16 protein-coding genes are annotated in these 16892 nt (G+C 59.4%); 4 read left to right on the forward strand and 12 right to left on the reverse strand.

Annotated elements, in window-relative coordinates; translation table 11 throughout:
• Nucleotides 1-16: 16 nt before the first annotated feature.
• Entirely contained in the window at nucleotides 17-1960 is a 1944-nt protein-coding gene (locus GOW31_RS16200; protein ID WP_171171638.1) for an AMP-binding protein, read from the reverse strand.
• 313 nt (nucleotides 1961-2273) lie between these two features.
• On the opposite strand from GOW31_RS16200, the gene GOW31_RS16205 reads away from it, so the two are divergent.
• Nucleotides 2274-2702 carry a GFA family protein gene (locus tag GOW31_RS16205; RefSeq protein WP_254441742.1) on the forward strand — a complete coding sequence of 143 codons (429 nt, stop codon included), beginning with the start codon at nucleotides 2274-2276 and terminating at the stop codon, nucleotides 2700-2702.
• A gap of 24 nt (nucleotides 2703-2726) precedes the next feature.
• On the opposite strand, the gene mutT is transcribed toward GOW31_RS16205, so the two are convergent.
• Genes mutT through GOW31_RS16220 form a run of 3 tightly spaced genes read right to left on the reverse strand, consistent with a single transcriptional unit; the run spans nucleotide 2727 to nucleotide 5203 of the window.
• Nucleotides 2727-3125: an 8-oxo-dGTP diphosphatase MutT gene (mutT, locus tag GOW31_RS16210; protein WP_171171438.1), complete on the reverse strand. Its 399-nt coding sequence runs from the start codon at nucleotides 3123-3125 to the stop codon at nucleotides 2727-2729.
• On the reverse strand, nucleotides 3122-4348 hold the full coding sequence (gene argJ, locus GOW31_RS16215) for a bifunctional glutamate N-acetyltransferase/amino-acid acetyltransferase ArgJ (RefSeq protein ID WP_171171440.1): 1227 nt from the start codon (nucleotides 4346-4348) through the stop codon (nucleotides 3122-3124). The genes mutT and argJ overlap by 4 nt, the downstream gene beginning before the upstream one ends.
• 6 nt (nucleotides 4349-4354) lie before the next feature.
• Entirely contained in the window at nucleotides 4355-5203 is an 849-nt protein-coding gene (locus tag GOW31_RS16220) for a peptidylprolyl isomerase (protein WP_171171442.1), read from the reverse strand.
• Nucleotides 5204-5379: 176 nt separating this feature from the next.
• Here GOW31_RS16220 and secA point away from each other — a divergent pair, with 176 nt between their 5' ends.
• The 3 genes from secA (at nucleotide 5380) to GOW31_RS16235 (ending at nucleotide 10695) form a co-directional block, all read left to right on the forward strand.
• Entirely contained in the window at nucleotides 5380-8097 is a 2718-nt protein-coding gene (secA, locus tag GOW31_RS16225) for a preprotein translocase subunit SecA (protein WP_171171444.1), read from the forward strand.
• A gap of 99 nt (nucleotides 8098-8196) precedes the next feature.
• Complete coding sequence (locus GOW31_RS16230) at nucleotides 8197-9114, forward strand: hypothetical protein (protein ID WP_171171446.1); 918 nt, start codon at nucleotides 8197-8199, stop codon at nucleotides 9112-9114.
• Between the two features lie 24 nt (nucleotides 9115-9138).
• Nucleotides 9139-10695 carry a phosphate ABC transporter substrate-binding/OmpA family protein gene (locus GOW31_RS16235; RefSeq protein ID WP_171171448.1) on the forward strand — a complete coding sequence of 519 codons (1557 nt, stop codon included), beginning with the start codon at nucleotides 9139-9141 and terminating at the stop codon, nucleotides 10693-10695.
• Between the two features lie 3 nt (nucleotides 10696-10698).
• Here the strand turns inward: GOW31_RS16235 and radC are convergent, their stop codons facing one another.
• The 8 genes from radC to GOW31_RS16275 are packed head-to-tail and all read right to left on the reverse strand — an operon-like array spanning nucleotide 10699 to nucleotide 16892.
• Nucleotides 10699-11454 carry a DNA repair protein RadC gene (gene radC / locus GOW31_RS16240; RefSeq protein WP_152459563.1) on the reverse strand — a complete coding sequence of 252 codons (756 nt, stop codon included), beginning with the start codon at nucleotides 11452-11454 and terminating at the stop codon, nucleotides 10699-10701.
• A gap of 35 nt (nucleotides 11455-11489) precedes the next feature.
• Complete coding sequence (locus GOW31_RS16245; protein WP_171171450.1) at nucleotides 11490-12224, reverse strand: ABC transporter permease; 735 nt, start codon at nucleotides 12222-12224, stop codon at nucleotides 11490-11492.
• On the reverse strand, nucleotides 12221-12949 hold the full coding sequence (locus GOW31_RS16250) for an ABC transporter ATP-binding protein (protein ID WP_171171452.1): 729 nt from the start codon (nucleotides 12947-12949) through the stop codon (nucleotides 12221-12223). The genes GOW31_RS16245 and GOW31_RS16250 overlap by 4 nt, the downstream gene beginning before the upstream one ends.
• On the reverse strand, nucleotides 12946-13620 hold the full coding sequence (gene tenA / locus GOW31_RS16255; protein WP_171171453.1) for a thiaminase II: 675 nt from the start codon (nucleotides 13618-13620) through the stop codon (nucleotides 12946-12948). The genes GOW31_RS16250 and tenA overlap by 4 nt, the downstream gene beginning before the upstream one ends.
• Nucleotides 13617-14552, reverse strand: coding sequence for an ABC transporter substrate-binding protein (locus GOW31_RS16260; RefSeq protein ID WP_171116773.1), 936 nt, complete (start codon nucleotides 14550-14552; stop codon nucleotides 13617-13619). The genes tenA and GOW31_RS16260 overlap by 4 nt, the downstream gene beginning before the upstream one ends.
• A 20-nt stretch (nucleotides 14553-14572) precedes the next feature.
• Nucleotides 14573-15538 (reverse strand): HesA/MoeB/ThiF family protein, encoded by a 966-nt coding sequence (locus tag GOW31_RS16265; protein ID WP_171171455.1) that lies wholly within the window; start codon nucleotides 15536-15538, stop codon nucleotides 14573-14575.
• Nucleotides 15535-16131: a thiamine phosphate synthase gene (locus GOW31_RS16270; RefSeq protein ID WP_171171457.1), complete on the reverse strand. Its 597-nt coding sequence runs from the start codon at nucleotides 16129-16131 to the stop codon at nucleotides 15535-15537. Before GOW31_RS16270 ends, GOW31_RS16265 begins: the two co-directional genes overlap by 4 nt.
• Nucleotides 16128-16892 carry a thiazole synthase gene (locus GOW31_RS16275; protein ID WP_171171460.1) on the reverse strand — a complete coding sequence of 255 codons (765 nt, stop codon included), beginning with the start codon at nucleotides 16890-16892 and terminating at the stop codon, nucleotides 16128-16130. Before GOW31_RS16275 ends, GOW31_RS16270 begins: the two co-directional genes overlap by 4 nt.

Genomic DNA, 16892 nt, shown 5'->3' on the forward strand with positions numbered 1-16892 from the left:
GGCGCTCGTACGGCCCTCATTCTGCGGCAACCTTGTGTTGGGCGACGGGAACAACCGGCGCGTCAACGATCTCCAGCGTCGCCGAGATCGATCCCTTGCGACCATCCTCATAGGTCACCTCGGTCGTGGTCGAAACCGCCTTGGACCCGTCATAAAGCGCGGCAATGATGTCGCTGAACTTGTCCTCGACAAACCCGCGCCGCACCTTGCGGGTCCGGGTCATCTCGCCATCATCGGCATCCAGTTCCTTGTGCAGCACCACAAAGCGGTGCACCTGACAACCCGATAGCATCTCGTCAGCGGCGACCGACTTGTTCACCTCTTCCACATGGGCCTTGATCGTCTCTAACACGCGCGGATGTCCCGCCAGTTCCTGATACGAGGCATAGGCCACGTTGTTGCGTTCGGCCCAGTTGCCGACCGCGGTCAGATCGATATTGAGGAAGGCCACGCAACGATCCTTGCCATTGCCGAACAGCACCGCCTCCAGAATATCCGGATAGAACTTCAGCTTGTTCTCGACATATTTCGGCGCGAACATCGACCCGTCTGCCATCTTGCCCACGTCCTTGGCGCGGTCGATGATCCGCAGATGACCCGAGCTTTCCTCGATGAACCCCGCGTCGCCCGTGGCCACCCAGCCTTCAGGGTCCTTGGTCGATGCGGTCGAGTCCGGGTTCTTGAAATATTCGACGAACACACCGGGCGAGCGGTAATGTATCTCGCCCTTGTCGTCGATCCTGATCTCGACATCGGGGGCCGGGACGCCAACGGTGTCGGCGCGCACCTCGCCGTCGGGCTGGACGGTGATGAACACGGTCGCCTCGGTTTGGCCGTACAACTGTTTCAGGTTGATGCCTAAAGAGCGATAGAAATCAAAGATCTCCGGCCCGATCGCCTCACCCGCCGTATAACCCACCCGAAAGCGCCCATATCCCAGCGTGTCTTTGAGCGGCCCGTAAACCAACAGATTGCCCAGCGCATATTTCACCTTGTCGCCCAAGCTCACCGGCTTGCCATCCAGCAACCGGCCGCCGACCTTCTTGGCATGCGCCATGAAGTAGTGGAACATGCGCTGCTTGAGCTTGCTGGCATCCACCATTCGGATCATCACATTGGTCAGCTGGGTCTCGAAGACCCGCGGCGGCGCGAAGAAATAGGTCGGCCCGATCTCGCGCAGGTCGGTCATCATCGTGTCGCCGCTTTCGGGGCAGTTCACGCAGAACCCGCACCAATAAGCCTGACCGATGGAAAAGATGAAATCCCCGACCCAGGCCATCGGCAGATAGGACAGGATGTCCTCGTTGCGGGTCAGGTGGTCGAATTCGGCTGAGTTCTTGGCACTTTCGATCACGTTGCGGTTTGACAGCACCACGCCCTTGGGCTTGCCCGTGGTACCCGAGGTATAAAGCATCACGCAGGTGTCGTCATAGGTGATCTCGCCGATGCGCCTGTCCAGTTCGGCGTCGAAACGCGCATGACCGGCGCTGCCCTCGGCCTTGATGTCGTCAAGGGCATTCATCTGGCTGTGGTCGTATTTCCGCATACCGCGCTTGTCGGTATAGAGGATGTGTTTGACCTGATGCAGGTTTTCTTGAATCTCGATGACCTTGTCGACCTGTTCCTGATCGCCGCAGACGACATATTTCGCCCCGCAATGCTCCAGCACATAGGCCATCTCTTCGGCAACCGCGTCTTGATAGAGAGGAACCGGAATGGCACCGACCATCTGCGCCGCAACCATTGACCAGTAATGTGCCGGGCGGTTGCGCCCGATTACGGCGATGTGGTCGCCCTTTTCAACGCCAAGTTCAAGAAATCCAAGCGCCAGCGCGCGGATCTCGGCGGCCGTTTCCGCCCAGGTCCAGCATTGCCAGATCCCGAATTCCTTTTCGCGGTAAGCCGGGGCATCCCCGAACTGCGTCGCATTGCGATGTAGCAGCGCCGGAAGGGAGTGCATCCCTTCGGCGCCCGACTGCGTCTGAGCCAATTCTATCTCTCCTCCCCATCCGGCCCCGGTTCGGGCCGGAACGGCGTCGCCGGGTCAGACCGGAACGCTGTTGCCCCGATTAAGGACAAGGAGGACGATCAGCGTCAACTTTTTCGTGATGTTTTCTCAATTCTTACGAATTGTAACAATGGAGGGGTGATCGTCTGATCCTGTTTCAAACCGCATATTCTAGTCGTGTTTTGTACTTTAACTGTCCGCTTTCAAACAGTCTTGGGCCAATGGGCGTGCCAATACAAATTGGCAAATGAACAAGGAGCTTGACATGACAACGCGAGGCAATTGCCTGTGCAAAAACACGAAATGGGAGTTTATCGGGGATGTGACATGGGCGTGCTACTGCCATTGCGATGATTGCCGTCGAAACTGTGCCGCACCCATAGTTGCATGGTTGGGTGTTCCACTTCGGAACTTCAAATGGACTGCCCAAGCACCCAAAACACTGGAAAGCTCAAAAGGTGTATTTCGGCATTTCTGCCGCGATTGTGGTTCTCCAGTTGGTTTTGAAGCAGACCATTACCCTGGCGGGATGCATTTATATGCCGCTTCAATGGAACACCCAGAGGACTTTGTTCCGACCTTCCACGTCAACTACCAAAGCAAACTTCCATGGCTGCGTATCGAAGACGATCTGAAGAAGTACGAGGGCACACTGCTTCACGCCCCAGAGGATTTGAGTGCTTATGACGATTAGGCCGATTCAGGGTCTAAGTAACGCCTAAAGCCAATCCCGTAAAATCGGAATCAGCGGCACATCGGCAGCCGGCATCGGATAGTTCCGCAAGTCATTCGCGCGCACCCATTTCAGCGCCTGACCCTCTTTCGACTGCGGGATGCCGTCCCATTTGCGGCAGGCAAACAGCGGCATCAGCAGGTGGAAATCGTCATAGCTGTGGCTGGCAAAGGTCAGCGGCGCAAGGCACGAGGCCCAGGTATCAATGCCCAGTTCCTCGTGCAATTCGCGGATCAGGGCGGCCTCGGGGGTTTCGCCGGGCTCGATCTTGCCGCCGGGGAATTCCCACAGTCCGGCCATGGATTTGCCTTCGGGACGTTGGGCCAGCAGCACGCGGCCCTCGATGTCGATCAGGGCGACAGCAGAGACTAACACGGTTTTCACGAGCGATAATCCGCGTTGATCTCGATATAGCCGTGGGTCAGATCACAGGTCCAGACGGTGGATTTCCCCTCGCCCAGCCCCAGATCGACCGCAATCACGAGGTCCTGACCTTTCATATAGGCGGCGGCGTCTTCCTCGCGATAATCCGGGCTGACCCAGCCGTTCTCGGCCACAAGAATATCACCGAAGGAAATGCTGAGCTTGTCGCGATCGGCCGCCGCGCCCGACTTGCCGATGGCCATGACAATACGGCCCCAGTTCGGATCCTCACCGGCGATGGCGGTTTTCACCAGAGGGGAGTTGGCGATGGCCAGACCGTGGGTCTTGGCATCAGCGTCCGAGGCGGCTCCGGTCACGCGGATTTCCACGAATTTCGTGGCGCCTTCCCCGTCACGCACCACTTGTTGCGCAAGGTCCAGCATCACCGTTTCCAAAGCCCTTGCAAAAGCGGCATCGCCGGTGGCATCAACGCCCGAAGATCCGGTCGCACACAGAAGCAGACTGTCCGATGTCGAGGTGTCGCTGTCCACAGTGATGCAGTTGAAGGTGCGATCTGTCTGGCCACTCAGCATTTCCTGCAACGCCGATTGCTCAACCCGTGCGTCGGTGAAGATATAGACCAGCATCGTCGCCATGTCTGGCGCGATCATTCCAGAACCCTTAGCAATCCCTGCAATAGAGACTGTTTTGCCACCGATTTCGACCTGTGCGCTCGCCCCTTTCGGGAACGTGTCCGTCGTCATGATCGCCCGCGCGGCGTCTTCGATTGCATGGCGGCTGAGGCCGGATTTCAACGCCTCAAGCTGCGAGATGATGCGATCATGCGGCAGCGGTTCACCGATGACACCGGTGGATGAGGTAAAGACCCGTTCGACCGGGACACCGGTCGATTTGGAAACGGCCTGCGTCACCTCGGCAACCGATGTCTGGCCATAATGCCCGGTAAAGGCGTTGGCGTTGCCCGAGTTCACAAGGATCGCCGCAGGTCCATCGCTGGGGCCGCCGATTTTCTCCTGACAATCCAGAACCGGTGCCGCGCGGGTGGCAGAGCGGGTGAAGACACCCGCCACCGACGTGCCCGGATCAAGAACAGCCAGCATGACATCCGTGCGACCCTGATAGCGCACACCTGCTTCGACGGTGGCAAAACGCACACCGTCAATCGCAGGCAGTTCAGGGAAAGACGCCGGCGCCAGCGGCGAAACCTTCGTGATCGTGGCCACTGGTCTTTACTCCTGAATCAGGTCCAGCTGGCGCATGATCTCGGGGCCTGCGCCTTCCAGCGCGGGGCGTTCGATCTGTGCCTGCTGCGTCAACTCGTCGATCCGCGCCTGAATGGCATCTTGCTGGATCGTTTGGGCCAGCTCATCGCGCACCGCGTCCAGTTCGGGGGCTTCGGTTTTGCGCTTGTCGTTCAGCTTGACCAGATGCCAGCCAAATTGTGTTTGCACCGGAGCCGACACCTGCCCTTTTTCAAGCGCGATCACTGCTGCCTCGAATTCAGGTACCATCTGGCCTTTTCCGAACCATCCCAGCGCGCCACCATTCGGGCCGGACGGACCGGTCGAGTTCTCGCGGGCAAGTTCCGCAAAGTCGGCGCCATCATCAAGCTGTGCCTTGAGCGCTTTGGCTTCTTCTTCCGATTCCACCAGAATATGGCTGGCGTCGAACTCGTCTTCACCCGCAAAATCATTGAAACGCGCATCGTAAGCGGCCCGAATGGCTTCCTCTGTGACGACATCGTTGGTCAGGGCCGCCACCGTCTGAACCGCCTGAAGCGACCGCTTTTCATTGTCGAGTGTCAGCGCGTTTTGCTTGTTCAGGCCATCCTGTTGCTGTCCCAGCAATTGCTGCTGGATCAGCTGTTCCAGAACGAAATCGAACAGCACGTCGTCTTCCGCCTGCTGATATTGCGGTGGCAGAGAAGCGACGGTGGCGATCACGTGACCCAATGTGATCTCATCCCCGTTTACCCGAGCGACAACGGTCGACGCATCCGGCTGGGTTTCGGCGGCCAGCGGCAGGGCCATCACGGCGGCCAGGGCCAGCGATGGCAGAAAAGTGAGACCTTTGGGCATTGAATCATCCTATTTTCTTGCCGCGACAGGGCGCGGCGTTGACACTCTGGAACCTGCCGCTTACATCGCTTTGAAGCCTTGGACAGGGCCGCCTTTCACCCCCCGTATCTATGGGTTGCGCGCAAGGTGGGCAAGCCTGTCGCAACCACGAAAAGAACAGATCCTCTGGAGTGAACATGCTGGGACTCGGAACGCTCGCCAAAAAGGTGTTCGGAACACCGAACGACCGCAAGATCAAGGCGACCCGCCCTCTGGTCGAAAAGATCAATGCGCTGGAGCCAGAGTTTGAAAAGCTTTCAGATCAAGGTCTGATCGACAAGACCGAGGACCTGCGCAAGCGCGCACTGGATGGCGAAAGCCTGGACGACCTGCTGCCCGAGGCCTTTGCCAACGTACGCGAGGGCGCCAAGCGCGCACTTGGCCTGCGGGCCTTTGACGTGCAGCTGATGGGCGGCATTTTCCTGCATCAGGGCAACATCTCGGAAATGAAGACGGGCGAAGGCAAGACTCTGGTCGCCACCTTCCCGGCCTATTTGAACGCGCTGACCGGCAAGGGCGTGCATGTCGTCACGGTGAACGAATATCTGGCCAAACGTGACGCGGAATGGATGGGCAAGGTGTTTGCGGCCGTAGGCATGACAACTGATGTGATCTGGTCCGGCCAGCCCGACGCGGAAAAACTGGCCGCGTATTCCTGTGACATCACGTATGCCACCAACAATGAGCTGGGCTTCGACTATCTGCGCGACAATATGAAGGCGGATCTGGAGCAGGTTTACCAGAAACATCACAACTTTGCGATTGTGGACGAGGTCGACTCGATCCTGATCGATGAAGCGCGGACGCCGCTGATCATCTCGGGTCCTGCGCAGGACCGGTCGGATTTGTACACCGCCATTGATGCCCTTATCCCGACGCTGAGCGATGATCATTACACCCTGGACGAAAAATCGCGCAATGTGACCTTTACCGATGAAGGCAACGAATTTCTTGAGGCACAGCTGCTTCAGGCCGGCCTGATTCCCGAAGGCCATTCCCTGTATGATCCGGAAAGCACCACCGTCGTGCATCACGTCAACCAGGCGCTGCGTGCACACAAGCTGTTCCAGCGCGACAAGGATTACATCGTGCGCGACGGCAACGTCGTTCTGATCGATGAATTCACCGGCCGCATGATGCCGGGGCGTCGCCTGTCCGAAGGTCTGCATCAGGCGATCGAAGCCAAGGAAAAGGTTCAGATCCAGCCGGAAAACGTCACATTGGCAAGCGTGACATTCCAGAACTATTTCCGCCTGTACGACAAACTGAGCGGCATGACCGGCACCGCGTTGACCGAAGCCGAAGAATTTGCCGAGATCTACGGTCTGGGCGTGGTCGAAGTTCCGACCAACCTGCCGATTGCCCGTATCGACGAAGATGATCAGGTCTATCGTACGGCCGCCGAAAAATACAATGCGATGATCGCCGAGACGAAAAAGGCGCAGGAAAAGGGCCAGCCGGTTCTGCTGGGGACCACGTCGATCGAGAAATCCGAACTGCTCAGCCAGATGCTGACCAAGGAAGGTATCAAGCACAACGTTCTGAACGCTCGCCAGCACGAACAAGAGGCACAGATCGTTGCCGATGCCGGTCGTCTGGGCGCGGTAACCATCGCCACCAACATGGCCGGTCGCGGCACCGACATTCAGCTTGGCGGCAATGTCGAGATGAAGGTGCTGAAAGCGATTGCCGAGAATCCAGACGCGGATCCGTCCGAGCTGCGGGCCGCCGAAGAAGCACGCCACGCCGAAGAAAAAGAAAAGGTTCTGGCTGCTGGCGGTCTTTACGTCATGGCGTCGGAACGCCACGAAAGCCGCCGGATCGACAACCAGCTGCGCGGTCGTTCCGGCCGTCAGGGCGACCCGGGCCGAACGGTATTTTACCTGAGCCTCGAGGATGACCTGATGCGCATCTTCGGCTCGGAACGGCTGGACAAGGTATTGACCACGCTGGGCATGAAAGAAGGCGAGGCGATCATTCACCCCTGGGTGAACAAGTCGCTGGAACGCGCGCAGTCCAAGGTCGAAGGACGCAACTTTGACATGCGTAAGAACGTTCTGAAGTTCGACGACGTGATGAACGACCAGCGGAAGGTGATCTTTAGCCAGCGCCGCGAAATCATGTCTGCGAACGACCTGTCCGAGATCGTCTCGGATATGCGCGAACAGGTGATTGACGACCTGATTGACGAATACATGCCACCGAAATCCTATGCTGATCAGTGGGATACTGAGGGTCTGCACGAGGCAATAAAGGACAAGCTGAACATGGACGTCCCGGTTCAGGACTGGGCCGCCGAAGAAGGCGTGGATGACGAGCAGGTGCGCGAACGTCTGATCAAGGCCGCGGATGAGATGATGGCCCAGAAGGCCGTCGCCTTTGGCCCTGAAAACATGCGCAACATCGAAAAACAGGTTCTGCTTCAGACCATCGACAGCAAATGGCGCGAGCATCTGCTGACCCTGGAACATCTGCGCTCGGTCGTTGGGTTCCGCGGTTATGCCCAGCGCGATCCTCTGAACGAATACAAGACCGAAAGCTTTCAGCTGTTCGAAAGCATGCTGGATTCCCTGCGCGAGACCGTGACTCAGCAATTGTCACGCGTACGTCCGCTGACCGAAGAAGAACAGAAAGAAATGCTGGCGCAGATGGCCGGGCAGCAGGCTCAGGCGCAGGAGGCCGTGGACAAGGCCGCGAAACAGGCCGAAGTTAAGGCCGAGGCTGCGGCTTCGGGTGATGCGCTTCCGGGGTTCGACGAAAGCGACCCATCGACCTGGGGCAACCCGTCGCGAAATGATCCGTGCCCGTGTGGCTCGGGCAAGAAGTTCAAACACTGCCATGGCCGACTGACCTAACGTCACCCGTCGAATCCACAATGTGTTCGTCTCGCGGCCACAAATTGGCCGCGATTCGTGGCGAATGTGCGATTTGCTCCTTCAACTGGGGAGGGTGTCTTGTTTGTAGTTCGAAACTACGTAACCATGTGCGGCACGGTCGCTTGTGCTTTGGGCATAGGCTATCTGATGCAAAACGGACCAACCGCGCAGCCGGCGAACGCGGGGGATAGTGTTGATGTTGCCTCGGCATCTCAGCAATCCTCGGTTCTGTCGGGGTTGGATGCTATCGTACTGACTTCGGCTTCGGCGTCTGACGCAGATTCCGGGGCGGCAGCGCCCGAATCTCGCGCGGTTCCGTCAGCCCCGAAAACGACGGATTGCAACATCAGCGCGCGCGCCGTTGCCGTCCCCGGCGCCATGGCACAGCTGTCGCTGCGGGCACCCTGCCACCGAAACGAACGCGTTGAAATTCATCACAGCGGCCTGACGGTCAGCCAGAACACCGACGATTCCGGCGCCTTGGACATGACCATCCCGGCACTGTCGGAATACGCGATTTTCCTGATTTCGTTCGAAGATGAAACGGGTACGGTCGCCACCACTCACGTGACCGACATTGCCGAATATGACCGCGTCGTCCTGCAATGGCAGGGTGAAACCGAGTTGCAGATTCACGCGCTGGAATTCGGGGCAAGCTATGGCAGCAGCGGCCACGTGTGGGATGATTCCTCGGCAAATGGAGCAGGAGAGGTTCTGCGCCTGGGCCAGACGGGTCTGGGTCGTGCCAAGAATATCGAAGTATATTCCTTTCCGACGGGCGCGTCGGATCGGTCCGGCAGCATCGACCTGACGGTCGAAGCCGAAGTGACGGAATCCAACTGTGGGCAAACGCTGAATGTGCAGGCGCTGGAACTTCTGTCAGACAGCCGCCTGCGGTCGCGCGACATGTCCCTGACCCTGCCGGATTGTTCACAGGCCGGTGAGTTTCTGGTGTTGAATAATCTGCTCTCAGACCTGACAATTGCGGCAAAGTAATCCGCAGGCAGGCTCGACTCTCTTATGACTTTCTTTCGTGCGGCTGTGACCGCGCTGTTTACCGTTGCAGGTGCGACCTGTGCAATGGCGCAGGACATCACGCTGACGTCTCATGACGGCAAGGTCGAAGTAACAGGCAACCTGCTGGGCTTTGACGGCGAATTCTACCGCGTGGATACGCAGTTCGGTGAGTTGACCGTTGATGGCTCGGGCGTCACCTGCGACGGACCTGCGTGCCCCAGCCTGACGGATTTCGTAGCCGAGTTGCGGTTTTCCGGATCGTCTGTCATGGCCGAAACGGTCTTGCCCGCCCTGATCATCGGGTTTGCGCGGCAGGAAGGCTTGACCGCAACGCCTGCCCGCGTGGATTCGGACTCCTTCGTCTATGAGCTTTTTCAGTCAGGCCGTGACGCCCCGTTGGCGCGGTTCTACTTTGACGTCGGGACCACGGATCGTGGTTTCACCAAACTGATCGAGGATCAGACAGATATCGTGATGGCCCTGCGCGAAGTACGCGAGGCAGAGCGGGATGCAGCCGATGCCGCGGGGCTGGGTGATTTGAAACGGGCCCGGCGATCCAGGGTTGTTGCATTGGACGCCATGGTTCCGGTGGTGGCACCCGATAGTGTGATGCGTCAGATTTCGCTGGCCGATTTGGCGCGCATTCTGTCAGGTGAAGTAAAGAACTGGGTGGACCTGGGCGGGCCGGATGCTCCGATCGCATTGCATGTGCCGGATCCGGGATCGGGGCTGGCGCAGGCTGTCGGGGATCAGGTATTGAAGACCGCTGGTGTGGAACTGACCGATACCGCTATCCGTCACATTCGAACGAGCGATCTGACCAAGGCCGTGGCCAGGGACCCGTTTTCCATCGGAATCGCCAGCAAGGCGACAGCCGGCGATACCCGAGCCCTGCCGTTGACCGGAGGGTGTGGGCATCCGCTGGCCGCCACCCGTCAATCGATCAAGACTGAAGATTATCCGCTGAATCTGCCGATGTTCCTGTATCTGCCCGAACGCCGCCTGCCACGGATCGCACGGCAGTTTCTGGCCTTTAGCCTAAGCCCCGGGGCCCAGATGGCCGTTCGTGACGCAGGTTACGTGGATCAATCGCCCGAAACCTTGCCGGTTGGCGTGCAGGGCGACCGGCTTGCCAATGCCATCGCCACCGGAGGGCCCGAAGTTGGGCTGGACGAGCTTCAGCGCATGATCGAAACCCTGCGCCCGCTGTCGCGCCTGTCCCTGTCGGTTCGGTTCGAACCCGGATCATCCCGTCCGGATGCGCAGTCACGTTCCAATATTCAACAACTGGCACATATGCTTGACGCCGGGACATTGAAGGCGCGCAAGCTGGTGTTTGCCGGTTTCAGCGACGGGGATGGCGGGGCCACCGCCAACGCCCGCATTGCCCTGCGACGTGCACAGACGGTACGAAACGCGGTTCTGGCCGCGGCCGAGACATCGATATCAGACAGTATCGAGGTGGTCGCGGAAGGGTTTGGCGAAGCAATGCCGATGGCCTGTGACGACACCGAGTGGGGCCGCAAGGTCAACCGCCGGGTTGAAATCTGGGTGCAGTGAAGCTCACAGATACCCTTCGGACCGAAAGCTCAACTCGGTCGATTTTCCAATGATCAGGTGGTCGTGTAGGGTCAGGCCCAAGGCCGAACAGGCATCCTGAATACGGTTGGTCATGTCGATATCCGACTGCGAAGGCGTCGGATCACCCGACGGGTGGTTGTGCACCAGAATCAGGGCCGAGGCATTCAGTTCCAGCGCTCGTTTGGCAACCTCGCGCGGGTAAACCGGCACGTGATCCACGGTGCCTTTGGCCTGTTCCTCATCCGCGATCATTACGTTCTTGCGATCGAGATAGAACACGCGAAACTGTTCGATCTCTCGATGCGCCATGGTGGTGTGGCAATAATCCAGCAGCGCATCCCAGCCCGAGATCACATGCCGCTGCATCACCCGGGCGCGGGCCATCCGATGGGCGCAGGCCTCAAGAATTTTCAGGTCGGTAACCACGGTATCGCCAACGCCCTTGATCTGGCGCAGCCGTTCCTCGGGCGCGGTCAGGACACGATTGAAATCACCAAAAGTGTCCATCAACGCCCGCGCCAGTGGCTTCACATCCTGCCGGGGAATGGATCGGAACAGGACCAGTTCAAGCAGTTCGTAATCCGGCATCGCCGCCGATCCGCCGGTCATGAACCGTTCGCGCAGCCGCTTGCGGTGGTCTTTTATGTAGGAGGGTAGCCGACCAGAGGGCAGCGGCTGCGCCGGGGCTTCGTCCGTATCAAACAGCATCGGGGCTTCGGCAAAGGCGTCCTGTGTCATGAGCGCACCCTGACCCAGAATCGGTTTCTGATTGGTTAACGCACCTCACCCGCCATGCGTGCCGTGGCCCGGCGGACAATCATGTGCAGAAGAATCGAGAATACGCCCAGGGTCAGCATCGCGGCAAACATGAGATCGGTCTTGGCACGTCCATTGGCCAGCAGCATCAGGTATCCCAACCCCTGCGACGAGCCGACCCATTCGCCGATCACCGCTCCGATCGGGGCATAGACCGCCGCCAGCCGCATCCCCGACGCCAGCGACGGCAGAGCGGCCGGAATACGGATATGCCACAATACGGCGCGCTTGCTGGCCTGCATCGTTCGGGACAGATCCAGATACCCCGAAGGGGTGCGCATAAGCCCGTCAAAAAAGGATGAGGTGATCGGGAAATAGATGATCAACACCGCCATGGCGACCTTGGACCACAGCCCATAGCCCAACCACAGCGTCAGCAACGGCGCCAATGCGAATACCGGCAGAGCTTGCGTAAACACGAGCATCGGCTGCACCAGCACCCGCGCCGCCCGCGAATTCGCCAGTTGCAACGCAGTAACGACACCCAGCAGCGTTCCGCATGCCAGACCGATCACCACTTCGATCGCGGTGATCCAGGTATGCTCTGCGATCACCCAGCGGTTCTGCCACCAGGTTTCGGCCACGACGGCGGGTCCGGGCAGGATGAACTTCGGCAACCCGGTCAGGGTCACGATGCCCTGCCAGATCAGCAAGGCAAACAAAGTTGCGGCCAATGCAGAAAAATACTTCATGCCGCGCCCTCGCGGAGAAGACGCAGCAAGGCACCCTGGGTTTCCAATGTCTCCAGATCATCCACGCGGCGCGGGGCCGGGGCCCGGGGCGGTTCGCACTGCGTCAATCCGTGTTCCGTCATCACCACGATGGATTGCCCCAGACGCGCGGCCTCTGCGGGATCATGGGTCACAAGAAGGACGGTTCGACCGTGCAATGCTTCGGCGGCCAGATCCTGCATGTCAGCGCGGGTGCGGGCATCAAGGGCCGAAAAGGGCTCGTCCAGCAAAACAACGGGGCGATCTTCCATCAGCGTCCGGGCCAGGGCGACACGCTGACGTTGCCCGCCGGACAACGCGCTAGGCTTCTTGTTCATGTGATCCTGCAACCGCATACGCTTGATCAGGCGGTCGCGTCGATCAAGATCCACGGTTTCCCCGCGCAGACGCGCACCCAGCGAGACATTCTGCGCGACAGTTGCCCAAGGCAAAAGAAGATCGTCCTGCGCCATGTATGCGACACGCTCAGCCACAGGCAAGCCATCACTGGCCGTGATCCGCCCGGCGAAGACAGCCCCGGTCTCGAGCCCCGCAATCAACCTCAGAACCGTGGTTTTTCCCACGCCCGAACCGCCCAGCAGGCATGTCCACGCCCCGGCCCCTAGGGTCAGGGACAACGGCGCAAACAGGGTCGCGCCGTCGATCGTGGCAGTGCCGTTGATGGTCAGTTCGGGCGCAGGTGTCATGGCGTCAAACCCATCTGCCAGAAGTCGACTTCAAGCTCTGTCGCCTTGCGGAAGGTCTTGCACAGTCTATCCCAGCGTGGCGACCCTTGAAAATCAGCCCCAATACGTCTTGTTAGAGCCTGATCCAGCAACTCGCCAACCGCCACACATGCGCCTTGGTAATCCTCGCCGGCATAAGTGTCGATCCAGCCGCGATATGCCTCGGACGTTGCCTCGGCGGATAGGCGCGTACCGATCTCACCATACCCCATGACGCAAGGAACAAGGGCCGCCAGCAGGTCCAGAAGATCTCCGCTGTAGCCTGCTTCCAGGACAAACCGGGTATAGGCCAGATTCTCGTGCCTCTCTGGCGTGGCAAACAACTCTGCCTGCGAGATACCTTCTGCCTCGCAGATACCGATATGCAGTTTCATCTCTTCGCTGATCAAACCGTTCACAGTTCGCGATGCGGCAAGCATTTCTTCATGCGTTTCTGATTTCACCACGGCCAGCGCCCAGGCGCGTGAGAAGTGGATCAGAAACACGTAATCCTGCCGCAGATAGTGCAGAAACGCCTCGCGTGGCAGCGTTCCGTCTTTCATGCCCTTTACGAAGGCGTGGCGGGTATAATCCCGCCACGGCTCCGCCGCAGCATCGCGCATCAGCGCAAAGGCTTTGCCATAATTGCTCATTGCGCGGTCACGTCGATGGTGATGTCACTGACCGGAAGGACGCTGTCGATCATCCCGCTTTCGTTCAGGAAGGTTTCGAACCGGGCGTAACGACCGGCATCAAAACCTGCCGGGCGCAGCGCAAAGCGCGGCAGTGTATCGACCCAGGCGCGGGCATTCAGCTCGTCCTGAAGTTCCGGCGAGGTCGCCGCGAAGATTTCCCAGCTTTTTTCCGGATTGTTGACGATATATTGGGTCGCTTTTTCAGTCGCGGCGAGGAACCGGGCGATCTTGTCCTTGTCCATCGTTTCAGGATTGGCGACATAGATCAGTTCATCGTAGGACGGAACGCCCTCTTCCTCGATATAGAAGCAAGTGCCGGGACGACCTTCGATATCCATCTGGTTCAGTTCGAAGTTGCGATATGCGCCAATCACCGCATCCACCTGACCGGTCATCAGCGACGGCGAGAGGGAAAAGTTGACATTGATCAGCTCGACATCGCCCAGCGCAACATCATATTTGCCCAGAACGGTGCCAAGGATGGCTTCTTCGACCCCCGCGACCGAGAAGCCGATTTTTTTACCCTTGAGGTCAGCAGGCGACTTGATCGGCCCGTCTTCCAGCACCAGAAGGCAGTTCAGCGGCGTCGCAACCAATGTGCCGACGCGCTTCAGCGGCAGGCCCTCGTGAATCTGCAAGTGCAATTGCGGCTGGTAAGACACCGCCAGGTCGGCTTGGCCGGCAGCCACCAAACGGGGCGGGGCGGACGGGTCGGCGGGCGGAACGATCTCGACCTCAAGCCCTTGTTCGGCAAAGTAGCCGTTTTCCTGCGCCACGATGATGGGACCATGGTCAGGGTTGATGAACCAGTCCAGCAGGACGGTCATTTTGTCTTCGGCCCATGCCGGCCCGGCGGCCAGAAGGGCGATGGCTGTCATCAGCTTTTTCATGTCTCGCGTTTCCCTTTTCTTCACGAGGTTGAGGCCGCGACGAGGACAATCTCGCCCGGCCAATCTGGTTGAATCTGTTCGGCGGCACGCCATGCCCGCAAACCGGTGGCACAGCAAAGAGCCAGCCTTTTTCCTTTGTTAGGATCTATTCTTCGCAAATTATCCGGTGAAATGCGCGTCGCGTTCGAATGGATGGGAACAGGGGCTTCCTGCGAACTGCGCAGCTCGATGATCTGATCCGTGTCTTTCAGCTGGCTTGCGGACAGAAAGCGAAAGCAGTTGCCGGGCTCGGGTGCGTCATCAAAGCGAAACCCGGTGCTGCGCAGGGTTCTTGCATCGTATTGAACCAACTGCCCAAGGGGCGAGGGATCAAGTCCAAGGATCAAGCTGAGCGCCATCTGCGCCTGCATCGCCCCCATCACGCCAACCACGGGGCCCAAAACCCCCGCAGTGGCGCAACTGGCGCCACTGTCCGGTGCATCGGGAAACACAGCGCGCAGCGACGGGCCCCCGCCGCAGAACCCGCCCACATAACCCGAAAGCCCCAGCACCGAGGCGCTGATCAAAGGCTTGCCCTGCGCCAGACACGTGTCCGACAGGATGTAGCTGGCTGCGTAGCTGTCGGCACAATCCAGAATGATATCGGCTTGCGACACCGAGCCAGGCGCATTTTCACTGGTCAGAGCCTGATTCAGACCGATGACATCAGTTTCACCATTCAGCGCGCGGCAGCGCGCCTCGGCGGTTTCCGCCTTGGAGTGCCCGCAATCGGCCTCGGAGAAAAACGTTTGACGGTGCAGGTTGGACAGATCGACGGTATCACCGTCCATGACCGTAATCCGCCCCACCCCGGCCCCTGTTAAAAGTGGCAGAACCGGTGCAGCCAGACCGCCCGCACCGACGACCAGAACACGGGCCGCCGACAGGCGTGCCTGCCCCTGCGCCCCGACTTCGGGCAAAAGCGTCTGGCGGGCATATCGGCTCATCGTGTGACCTCGATCCACGCGCGCACCCGTGCTTCGGGGTCGGGGTTCAGTGTGATATCCGTGACCGCCGAGACGATGTCCGCCCCGGCCTTCAGCACACCGGTCGCGCGCTCGACACTCATCCCGCCAATACCGACCAAGGGAATATCACCAACCCGCGCCTTCCATTCCGTTACGCGGGGCAGGCCCTGCTGATGCCATTTCATCTTTTTCAGAATGGTGGGGTAGACCGGGCCCAATGCCACGTAATCGGGATCCATGGCCAGCACACGCTCAAGCTCATCATCGTCATGGGTGGAAACGCCCAGTTTCAGACCCGCTTTTCGGATGGCTTTCAGGTCGGCGTCGTCCAGATCTTCCTGCCCCAGATGGATCCAGTCGCAGCCCAGATCGATCGCGTGTTGCCAATAGTCATTGACCACCAGAACCGCCCCATGGTCGCGGCACAATTCGCGTGAGACGGCAATCTGGTCGCGCACCGCATCGTCTGGCTGATCCTTTATGCGCAGCTGCACCAGTTTGACACCCAGCGGCAGCATCCGCCGCAACCAGTCCGAGTGATCAAAGATCGGATAGAAACGGTCCAGCGTCATAACAGAAAGGCCTTTCCAACAACAGGGGTAGAGGGTTCCGCCATGTCGCGCGGCTCGATCGGGTCGGCCTGATGGGCCAATTGCCCGGCAAGGGTTGCCTGCGCCATTGCCTTGGCCATCAGAACCGGATCTCCGGCACGGGCCACAGCGGTGTTGAGCAGAACCGCGTCAAAGCCCAGCTCCATCGCGCGGGCCGCGTGGCTGGGCAAACCGATACCGGCATCCACCACCAGGGGAATGTCAGGAAATTCGGCCCGCATCGCACGCAGGGCGTATTCGTTGTTCAGCCCTCGTCCTGACCCGATCGGTGCGCCCCAGGGCATGAGCACCTCGCATCCCGCTTCCAACAGGCGTTCGCCCACGATCAGATCATCGGTGGTGTAGGGAAACACCTCGAACCCATCCTCGGTCAGAATGCGGGCGGCTTCTACCAGTTGGAAAACGTCCGGTTGCAGACTGTCCGTATGTCCGATGAGTTCCAGCTTGATCCATCGGGTCTCGAACACTTCGCGGGCCATATGGGCGGTCGTGACGGCCTCTTTCACCGTATGGCAACCGGCCGTATTGGGCAGGATCAGAACTCCCAATTCGCGGATCATGTTCCAAAAGGTCTGGCCTGCACCCGCTTCGCGCCGCAAGGATACAGTGGCAACGCCTGCACCGCTTTCGCGAAACGCCTGTTCCAGAATGGCCGGGCTTGGATATTGCGCCGTGCCCAGCATCAGCGGGTTGGGCAGTTCAGTGCCGTAAAACGTCTTCAT

Origin of the sequence: Ruegeria sp. HKCCA0370, assembly GCF_013033705.1 — a bacterium.
Lineage (GTDB): Bacteria > Pseudomonadota > Alphaproteobacteria > Rhodobacterales > Rhodobacteraceae > Ruegeria.